This is a genomic window from Neobacillus niacini, from assembly GCF_036961885.1.
In the GTDB taxonomy this organism is placed as follows: Bacteria; Bacillota; Bacilli; order Bacillales; family Cytobacillaceae; genus Neobacillus; species Neobacillus niacini_H.
Genome location: NZ_JBALNQ010000002.1, coordinates 31,889 through 41,552, shown reverse-complemented (window position 1 = coordinate 41,552; position 9,664 = coordinate 31,889). Strand labels below are relative to the sequence as shown.

Here is a 9,664-nt window from a genome sequence, read left to right as displayed (position 1 = left end):
GCTTCGCATCTGCGGGGTCTCACTCAGCTCGTACATCCCGCAGGAGTCGAGCACCTTTCGCTCCAATCAACAAGTTCTAAAATCAACAGTTTTTATTAAAAACAATTAAAATTTAAGCTACTTCCCCACAGACTGCTTTTTCCAAAAGTTCTGCGACGTCATAGGTGGAAATCTTTTCTTCTACTTCTTTTGCCTTTGTGCCGTCTGATAACATCGTTAAGCAGTACGGGCAGCCTGAGCTGATTACAGACGGATTTACCGCTAGCGCCTGCTCGGTTCTAGAAACATTAATGCGGTGTCCGGTTTCTTCTTCCATCCACATTAAGCCGCCGCCTGCGCCACAGCACATTCCGGTTTCTCTGTTTCTTTCCATTTCCACAAGTTGCACACCCGGAATCGATTTCAAAATCTCACGCGGTGGATCATATACATCGTTATAACGACCAAGGTAACAGGAATCATGGAAGGTGATCTTTTCGTTAACGGCATGTTTTGGAACAAGCCTGCCATCACGAACAAGCTCAAAGAGAATTTCTGTGTGATGGTAAACCTCGGCCTCTAAGCCAAAGTCAGGGTATTCATTTTTGAAAATATTGTAGGCATGCGGGTCAATCGTGACAATCTTCTTCACCTCTGCCTTTTCAAATTCCTCAATATTCTTCGCTGCAAGCTCTTGGAACAAGAACTCATTGCCAAGACGGCGCGGTGTGTCACCTGAGTTTTTCTCTTTATTCCCTAAAATCGCAAACTTCACGCCTGCTTCATTCATAAGCTTGGCAAACGATAGCGCAATCTTCTGGCTTCGGTTATCATAAGATCCCATCGAACCCACCCAGAATAAGTATTCGAACTCTTCGCCTTTCTTGTTCATTTCTTTTACAGTCGGGATTTCAACATCCTCACGAACTTCACGCCAAGTTTCACGCTCTTTTCTATTCAAGCCCCACGGATTGCCTTGACGTTCAATATTGGTCATCGCCCGCTGTGCATCGGCGTCAAGCTTTCCTTCTGTTAAAACAAGATAACGACGCAGGTCGATAATTTTGTCCACGTGCTCGTTCATAACTGGACATTGGTCCTCACAGTTTCGGCACGTTGTACAAGCCCAGATTTCCTCTTCGGTAATAACCTCGCCAATCAAACTTGGATTATAAGCCAGTGTCGCTGCTGTTTCTTCGGCACCTTGGCCACTGGCAGCTAGGGCAATCCTGTTGCCTGTTGTGTTGCCAAACGCAAAAGTCGGCACCCACGGCTGTTTGGATGTAACAGCTGCTCCATGATTCGTCAGATGATCCCGCATCTTCACGATTAAATCCATTGGTGACAGCATTTTGCCTGTTCCTGTTGCTGGACACATATTCGTACAGCGGCCACATTCCACACAAGCATAAAAATCGATCATCTGGTGCTGGGTAAAATCCTCAATTTTTCCAACCCCGAAGGATTCTTGTGACTCGTCCTCAAAATCGACCTTCTTCAACTTACCTGGTTTTTCTAAGCGGTTAAAATAAACATTTACCGGTCCGGCAATTAAGTGTGCGTGTTTGGATTGCGGAACATAGACTAAGAAGGTTAATAGGAATAGAAGGTGGGCCCACCATGCCACATAAAAAATGACAATTGAAGCGGTTTCACCAATTCCTGAAAAAATAAGCGCAATCAGCGATGCAATTGGCTCTGTCCAAGTAGCTTCGTGAACGTGCCAGATGATACCCATACCGTTTCCGACTAACACTGAAAGCATTAATCCTCCGATAAAAATTAATACAAGACCCGATTTAAAATTACGCTTTAAGCGGACAAGTTTTTCAACATAGCGTCGGTAAAATGCCCAAATGACCGCAACTAAAATCATCAGTGTGACAATTTCTTGGAAAAAAGTAAACCCGGCGTACAGTGGTCCCAACGGTATATGAGAACCCGGCACTAACCCTTTCCAAATAAAGTCAATCGCACCAAATTGCACGAGAATAAAACCATAAAAGAACATCACATGCATAATTCCGCTCTTTTTATCCTTTAATAGTTTCTTCTGGCCAAAAACATTGACCCAGATTTTCTGCATTCGTTCTTTGACTTTATTGTCAAACTCGACTTTCTTCCCCAGCTTAATGAATGCAATCCTCGTTTTAACAACGTATACGAACAGACTGATCGCGTAAGCGGTTACAGCAAGGAATGCAATGAGGTTTACCCATAAAAGCCCATTCATTCAATACGCCCCCTTTGTTATGTTCTTATCTCCAATGTCATTAGAAAATTTTAAAACAATAAAATTTTCAGAATACTATTATTTCTATTATATAATGAATGAGCATTCAGTCAAATGTTTTTTCTCAATATTCTTTTAACTTTTATTCTCATTCATACTTAACACTGTATTTGGCAAACCTAACAGAAATGATTGGAGGAACATTTTGTATGAATTTCCCTGACACAGTAATCGCTCTTATACTTCTTATCATTGTCTGGTTATATCTTGATTTTAAGCTGGGAAGAAGCAAGCACCTCAGGATTTTCCACCAAAGGACAACACCGATTCTTTATGGCAACTTTGATATATTTCCACATGGGAAAGAACTGTTTGCCGATTACTTTGATGAAATCATTCATGCTGAACACCACATTCATATTTTGTTTTATATCGTTAGAAATGACCATTTTAGCCAAGAGTTTTTTACTCTTTTAAAAACAAAGGCTCAGGAGGGCCTGGAAGTCAGGCTGCTCATTGACAGACTTGGAAGTATCCAGGTTAAAAAGGAGATTTTGACCGAATTGCGGAAGGCTGGTGTTCAAATCGCTTTTAGCAATCGGATTAAGCTCCCCTTTCTCTTTTATTCCTCCCAGGTACGGAACCATCGTAAAATTTCAATTATTGACGGAAAAATTGGCTATCTTGGCGGCTTTAATATTGGCAAAGAGTATATCGATGAAGATCCAAAGCTCAGTCCTTGGCGTGATTATCATTTGAAAATCACGGGTGAAAGCGTCCCGTTTTTACAAGGTGAGTTTCTCGTTGACTGGAAGGAATACGCCCAAGAAAATTTCGTGAATGATTCGGCTTATATTTTAGATCAGCCCAAAGGAAGTGTTCCACACCAAATTGTGCCAGCAGAGGCAGGACTCCTGGAAATGGAATATTTGACATTAGTCCGTGGTGCAGCCAAGTCCATTATGATCGGATCACCCTACTTTATCCCTAGTAAAAAGCTAATGAAAGAACTCCTGCTGGCGATAAATCGTGGAGTTTCAATTACCGTCGTTGTCCCTTATACAACGGATCATATCCTCGTACAGGAAGCATCATACCGTTATTTACGAACACTATTAAAAGAAGGTGCACGTGTTTATCAATATAAAAAAGGTTTTTATCACGCTAAATCACTTGTCTTTGATGATAAAATCTGCGATATTGGTACTGCTAATTTTGATAAACGGAGTTTATTTTTAAATAAAGAAATTAACTGCTATTTTCATGATCCTGCATTTGTTCAGCGATTTAAGGATGTGTTACAGAAGGATATCCTTGATTCTAAACCATTGACGTTAGCAGATCTCAATCAACCAAACCTGTTTAGATCGTTTAAAGAGGTCATCGCTGGCGCTGTGTCATACTTTTTATAACAAGGAGTTCGTGAAATGAAGATTCGGTTCGGATATGTTTCGACGGCTATTACCCTATGGGATGCGTCACCGTCGAAGACACTCACGTTTACACGCTATCAGCAATTATCCAAACAAGCGCGGACGGAAAAATTATTGGAGCTCACCAAATTAAACCTTGCTCATACGTTACGAATGCTTTATTTCAATTTAGCCCATGAAATTGAAGTGTATCGGCTTTCGAGTTCGCTCGTTCCGTTAGCGACACATCCCGAGGTGTTTTGGGATTTTGTCACTCCTTTTAAAAAAGAATGGAAGGAAATTGGTGATTTAATAAAAAAGCACCGATTGCGCGTGAGCTTCCATCCAAATCAATTTACGTTGTTCACCTCTCCGCAAACGAAAATTACCGATAATGCGGTGATCGATATGGAATACCATTATCGCATGTTTGAAGCGATGGGGGTGGCGGACACTGGAATGATGAATATTCATATTGGCGGTGCCTATGGTGATAAAGTGACGACGATTGCCCGGTTTCATGAAAATCTAAAAAAGCTTCCATCCGATATTAAACGCTCGATGACCTTGGAGAATGACGATAAAACCTATAATGCGGAGGAAACCCTCCTCGCTTGTGAACAAGAAACCGTCCCGTTTGTATTTGACTATCATCACCACATGGCCAATCTTTGTGAACCTCCGCTTGAGGAATTGCTGCCGAGAATTTTTCAAACATGGGATCAGGTGGACCTGGTTCCAAAAATCCATATTTCCTCGCCAAAGGGTGACAAGGAGTTCCGTTCCCATGCCGATTTCGTTGACTTAGAATTTATCATGCCATTTTTAAAAATGGTAAAAGAATTTGGGCAGGACGTCGATTTCATGATTGAGGCCAAAGCAAAGGATCAAGCTGCATTGAAATTAGTAGAGGACATCAGCAAAGTTCGTGGTTATAAACGGGTCAGCGGCGCTGCCATTGAGGTCAAATAAACTTGCATTTTTTCTAATGGGAATGGTTAAAGTAACAACAGATTCAAACAAGGAGGGATTGTCGATGGAAAGCACGAGCCAATTCGTACAAAGATTAGCCGAAAACCAAAAAAAGCAAGAAAAAAATAGAAAGCGTGGCAATAAGCACCCTGAAAGCAAACTACCAAACCATAAGCATTCACAAGGTGTTTAATAGAGAAGAGTCTCCCTTCAAGGAGACTCTTCTCTATTCTTCAATTAGATTCAAAACTGGGACATCCCGCTCATTTTCCGGATCTGTCTTCGAATAAATCCGCGCCATTCTTGTACTCTCATCCACATGTTGAATAATCACTGGGGTCCCCTCATATGTTACCTTAATCATATCCATCGACTCAGCAATTTCCTTTGCTCTGCCCACATTCATTTCTTCAAGCCACCCTCTCAGGAAGAATTACCTTTTTACTATTTGCCACTTTATAGGTGGTTATGCATCCACCTTTCCACAAAAGAAAAAACTCCCTTGTCATTAAGGGAGCCTGCTTATTACATTCTTTCAGGTGCAGATACACCAATTAATTTTAATGCATTTTTTAAGGTGATTTGAACCGCATTGATCAACGCGAGACGCGCCTTCGTACGCTCTGGGTGCTCGAGATCAAGCACTTTTTCCGCATTGTAAAAGCTGTGGAACGTTGACGCCAGCTCCATGATATAGTTCGTTACACGGTGCGGCACACGCTTTAACGCCGCCTCGCTAACTGCCTGTGGAAACTCCCCAAGCTTTTTCAATAAATCGATTTCTTTTTCCGCTCCGATTAAGGAAAAATCAGCGGTCTTATCAACTGGCATCCCCTGTTCCTCGCCAGAGCGCAAAATACTGCAAATTCGTGCATGTGCATATTGTGCATAATACACAGGATTTTCATTTGATTCCGATACCGCTAAATCTAAGTCGAAGTCCATATGGGTATCCGAACTTCTCATCGCGAAGAAGTAACGGGTGGCATCGAGGCCAACCTCATCGACCAAATCACGCATCGTCACCGCTTTACCCGTACGCTTACTCATCTTCATCTTCTCACCGTTCTTATATAGGTGGACAAGCTGAATAATTTCAACCTCAAGGGCATCACTCGCGTAACCTAGTGACTGAATCGCAGCCTTCATCCGCGGAATATAGCCGTGGTGGTCCGCTCCCCAAATATTGATGAGTTTCTCAAAGCCACGGTTAAGCTTGTCTTTATGATACGCGATATCTGGCGTCAAATACGTATACGACCCATCCTGCTTAATAAGCACGCGGTTCTTATCATCACCGAAATCCGTTGAACGAAGCCAGGTTGCTCCCTCTTCCTCATAAATAAAGCCGTTGTCACGCAGCACTTTTAATGCCTCGTCAATTTTGCCATTTTTATAAAGGGACGTTTCCGAGTACCAAACATCAAATCCAACACGGAAATCCTCAAGATCCTTCTGTAATTTCGCCATTTCAACTTTCAAGCCATATTCGCGGAAAAATTCAAAGCGTTCCTGCCCATCCACGTTCACATACTTATCGCCAAACTCTTCCGCCAGCGACTTACCAATCCCGATGATATCCGCACCATGGTAGCCGTCCTCCGGCATTGGCTTATCAAGGCCTAACGCTTGGAAATAACGCGCCTCTATAGACACGGCAAGATTATTAATCTGGTTCCCGGCATCATTAATATAGTACTCTCGGGAAACGTCATAGCCCGCTTTCGCTAAAATATTGCTAAGCGAATCGCCGACTGCGGCACCGCGCGCATGACCAAGGTGGAGGTCACCCGTCGGATTCGCCGAAACAAACTCCACTTGAACCTTTTGTTTGCCGCCAACCGTTGTTTCTCCGTACGCATCCCCTGCATCCAGAACCGTCGGAATCAAGTCCGTTAAGTACGCATTATTCATATAAAAATTAATAAACCCTGGACCCGCTAACTCAATTTTTTCAATCGAAGCCTTGGAGCGGTCGAAATTCTCAATCAGTGCTTCTGCAATCATCCGCGGCGCTTTCTTCGCGACACGCGCCAGCTGCATCGCCATATTGGTGGAGTAATCACCGTGTGCCTTCTCCTTCGGTATTTCCAAAATCACATCAGGAATCTGTTCTTCTGTTGCTAGATTAGCCTTCACAACTGCCGCCCGGATTTCCTCTTTTAACTTGCTTTGAACCTGCTCAACTATGTTCATTTATTCTCCTCCTGAAACTCTATTTCTAACTGATATGTATTCGAAGGGGCACCTTCCATTGAAAAATCATAAACAACACAGAAGCTGCCTTTTCCATTTTCATAGGAATAGTCTATCTTTTTTGCCATGATCTCGGTTGCAAACTGACCAAACGGCATTTCATAACTGCCATTCAACTTACGATTGAGCTCAAACGGCAGGCGCATCTTAATGGCACCGCCCCGTAAAATCAAAGCATCATCCGCAGCCATTTTCACAATCGTCCGCACACTTCCCTCTTCCATTGCTTCCTCATAACGAAGATAAGCTGCATTTCCTTTTTCAAAGTATGTACCAAATACCAACAATTCAAAAGTCTCATCTTGGTCAATTGTCGTCTTCACATTAATTTTTACCGGTAATTCAGGGATTGACAACCTTCATTCCACCCTTTTTTAAAAGGCTTGTTTTCGTAACGATTGTTGTTAAAGTCTTAAAGCCGACTTTAACGTGGCAATAGTTATTTTTCGCCTTTGAAATTAGTTTGCAGCTCTTTTCTTAGTAAATTTATGCTATTTTCTGCAAAAACACAGTACAATACCTAATCTTTGATTATAAAAGCAACAAAGTCTAAGAAAAGAGCCTTAAAAATGAACCTTATGCAGGTCCTAAGAATTTTCTAGTTTGCCGACTAGGGCACTTTTTCTATTATACCTATAGTATGGCTACAATTCAAAGATGCCTGCCCCATGTTTAGGACAGGCACCAAAAAAATTTTTATTTTACCCAGCCAAGCAGCATTTCACGAATCAACTTGCTGGCGGTATTAGCGGTTTGTTCTGATGGATCATAAATCGGAGCCACTTCAACAAGGTCACAGCCGACGACGTTTACACCAGATCGGGCAATTTCATGGATAGAAGCAAGCAGCTCTTTAGACGTAATCCCGCCGGCGTCAACCGTACCTGTCCCAGGCGCGTGCGCAGGGTCGAGGACATCAATATCAATCGTTACATAAACAGGGCGTCCTGCAAGCTCTGGAAGCACTTCTTTTAACGGCTCGAGAACTTCGAACTTCGAAAGATGCATACCATTTTCTTTCGCCCATTGAAATTCTTCCTTCATCCCAGAACGGATCCCAAAGGAATACACGTTTTTTGGCCCGATATGTTCAGCAATTTTCCGAATCGGCGTGGAATGCGATAATGGTTCGCCTTCATACTGCTCACGAAGATCAGTATGAGCATCCATGTGGATAATCGCTAAATCCGGGTATTTCTTATAAACAGCCTTCATCACCGGCCAGGACACTAAATGCTCCCCGCCCATGCCAAATGGAAACTTTCCAGCAGCAAGGACTTGATCGACAAACTCCTCAATCATATCAATACTTCTTTGCGCATTTCCGAATGGAAGTGGAATATCGCCAGCATCGAAGTATTTAACATCCACATCAAGCTCACGATCAAGATAGGCACTATATTCCTCTAAGCCAACTGAAACCTCACGAATCCGAGACGGACCAAAACGCGAACCAGGGCGGAAACTAACCGTCCAGTCCATCGGCATACCATACAGAACCACCTGACTCTCCTCAAAATCCGGGTGACTCTTAATAAACACATTACCAGAATAACTCTCATCAAACCGCATCTAACTTTCCCTCACTTCTATGTAATAAATCAGAATACACTTCTTTAGTTACCGTAATTCCTTTTCAAACACATTTCGGTCACTATAAGCTCTCTATAGTTACCGTAATCCCCTTTTTAATCACCTCTCGGTCACTATAAGCCCTCTATAGTTACCGTAACCTCATTTTCGAACACGTTTCGGTCACTATAAGCCCTCTATAGTAACCGTAATTCCTTTTCAAACACATTACGGTCACTATAAGCCCTCTATAGTTACCGTAAATCCCTTTTCGAACACATTTCGGTCACTAACTGTCCGCCTGGGGTGGACAGTGTCCACGAGCGGTGACAGGCACCGTGAAAGGCACCGAAACTATTTCACTAATTCCCCAACAAACCTAGGCAGGACGAAGGCTGCTTTGTGTAGTTCTTTTGTGTAGTATTTGGTTTCGATTTGGTGGAAGCGGTCTGCGCTTACTTCCAAGGGGTCGTATTTTTTGGATCCGATGGTGAATGCCCATAGTCCGCTTGGGTAGGTAGGGATATTCGCTACATACAAACGGGTAATCGGGAATATTTCACGTACATCACGCTGAACGTTCCGGATCAACTCGGCCTTGAACCAAGGATTATCAGACTGGGCTACAAAGATACCATCTTCTTTTAATGCCTTCGAAATCCCCGCGTAAAAGCCCTTTGTAAATAAATTCACAGCCGGCCCCACTGGCTCTGTGGAATCAACCATAATCACATCATACTCATTTTCACTTTTTGCAATATGCATGAAGCCGTCATCAACACGCACGTCCACACGTGGGTCATCAAGCATTCCAGCAATTTCCGGTAAAAACTTCTTTGAGTACTCGATCACCTTACCATCAATATCAACAAGTGTAGCTTTTTTCACGCTTGGGTGCTTCAAGACTTCACGAATTACGCCGCCATCACCGCCACCGACCACTAAAACATTCTCTGGGTTTGGATGTGTGAACAACGGAACATGTGCGACCATTTCATGGTAGACAAATTCATCTCTTACAGATGTCATCACCATATCGTCTAAGAGAAGCATATTACCCCATTCTTCTGTTTCCACCATATCAAGCTTTTGAAATTCTGTTTGTTCCGTATGTAAAGTCTTATTTATCTTCATGGTGATACCAAAGTTTTCGGTTTGTTTCTCCGTGAACCAAATAGACATCTTCATCTTCCTCCCAGATTTTTTTTAAAAAAGTTGTGTTAAACTTGGCTGTTGATTT

At 42.7% G+C, this 9,664-nt stretch carries 9 protein-coding genes; 3 read left to right on the top strand and 6 right to left on the bottom strand.

All coding sequences use genetic code 11. The features are described from left to right. Positions 1–112: 112 nt before the first annotated feature. Entirely contained in the window at positions 113–2,212 is a 2,100-nt protein-coding gene (locus tag V7124_RS01610; protein WP_335485271.1) for a heterodisulfide reductase-related iron-sulfur binding cluster, read from the bottom strand. Between the two features lie 209 nt (positions 2,213–2,421). On the opposite strand from V7124_RS01610, the gene cls reads away from it, so the two are divergent. From cls to V7124_RS01595, 3 genes are all read left to right on the top strand, one after another. Then, positions 2,422–3,624 (top strand): cardiolipin synthase, encoded by a 1,203-nt coding sequence (gene cls / locus V7124_RS01605; protein WP_335485268.1) that lies wholly within the window; start codon positions 2,422–2,424, stop codon positions 3,622–3,624. Between the two features lie 15 nt (positions 3,625–3,639). Further along, positions 3,640–4,596 (top strand): UV DNA damage repair endonuclease UvsE, encoded by a 957-nt coding sequence (uvsE, locus tag V7124_RS01600; protein WP_335415244.1) that lies wholly within the window; start codon positions 3,640–3,642, stop codon positions 4,594–4,596. Positions 4,597–4,660: 64 nt separating this feature from the next. Then, positions 4,661–4,789, top strand: a complete 129-nt coding sequence (locus tag V7124_RS01595; RefSeq protein ID WP_335415241.1) for a DUF4023 family protein — start codon at positions 4,661–4,663, stop codon at positions 4,787–4,789. A 33-nt stretch (positions 4,790–4,822) separates the two neighbouring features. Here the strand turns inward: V7124_RS01595 and V7124_RS01590 are convergent, their stop codons facing one another. The 5 genes from V7124_RS01590 to speE all read right to left on the bottom strand — a co-directional run bounded on the left by V7124_RS01590 (position 4,823) and on the right by speE (position 9,606). Further along, entirely contained in the window at positions 4,823–5,002 is a 180-nt protein-coding gene (locus V7124_RS01590; RefSeq protein ID WP_335485265.1) for an H-type small acid-soluble spore protein, read from the bottom strand. A gap of 119 nt (positions 5,003–5,121) precedes the next feature. Then, the gene (gene argS / locus V7124_RS01585) at positions 5,122–6,792 is read right to left on the bottom strand and encodes an arginine--tRNA ligase (protein WP_335485262.1); all 1,671 of its coding nucleotides are present in this window, start codon (positions 6,790–6,792) and stop codon (positions 5,122–5,124) included. Beyond that, positions 6,789–7,208: a DUF1934 domain-containing protein gene (locus V7124_RS01580; protein WP_335485259.1), complete on the bottom strand. Its 420-nt coding sequence runs from the start codon at positions 7,206–7,208 to the stop codon at positions 6,789–6,791. The genes argS and V7124_RS01580 overlap by 4 nt, the downstream gene beginning before the upstream one ends. Before the next feature lie 340 nt (positions 7,209–7,548). Further along, entirely contained in the window at positions 7,549–8,424 is an 876-nt protein-coding gene (gene speB / locus V7124_RS01575; protein WP_335415232.1) for an agmatinase, read from the bottom strand. A gap of 354 nt (positions 8,425–8,778) precedes the next feature. After that, entirely contained in the window at positions 8,779–9,606 is an 828-nt protein-coding gene (gene speE / locus V7124_RS01570; protein ID WP_335485256.1) for a spermidine synthase, read from the bottom strand. Positions 9,607–9,664 lie beyond the last annotated feature (58 nt).

Bases quoted from the DNA above. Each gene is read 5' to 3' on its own strand.
- V7124_RS01610 (WP_335485271.1), bottom strand. From the start codon at position 2,212: ATGAATGGGCTTTTATGGGTAAACCTCATTGCATTCCTTGCTGTAACC.
- cls (WP_335485268.1), top strand. From the start codon at position 2,422: ATGAATTTCCCTGACACAGTAATCGCTCTTATACTTCTTATCATTGTC.
- uvsE (WP_335415244.1), top strand. From the start codon at position 3,640: ATGAAGATTCGGTTCGGATATGTTTCGACGGCTATTACCCTATGGGAT.
- V7124_RS01595 (WP_335415241.1), top strand. From the start codon at position 4,661: ATGGAAAGCACGAGCCAATTCGTACAAAGATTAGCCGAAAACCAAAAA.
- V7124_RS01590 (WP_335485265.1), bottom strand. From the start codon at position 5,002: ATGAATGTGGGCAGAGCAAAGGAAATTGCTGAGTCGATGGATATGATT.
- argS (WP_335485262.1), bottom strand. From the start codon at position 6,792: ATGAACATAGTTGAGCAGGTTCAAAGCAAGTTAAAAGAGGAAATCCGG.
- speB (WP_335415232.1), bottom strand. From the start codon at position 8,424: ATGCGGTTTGATGAGAGTTATTCTGGTAATGTGTTTATTAAGAGTCAC.
- speE (WP_335485256.1), bottom strand. From the start codon at position 9,606: ATGTCTATTTGGTTCACGGAGAAACAAACCGAAAACTTTGGTATCACC.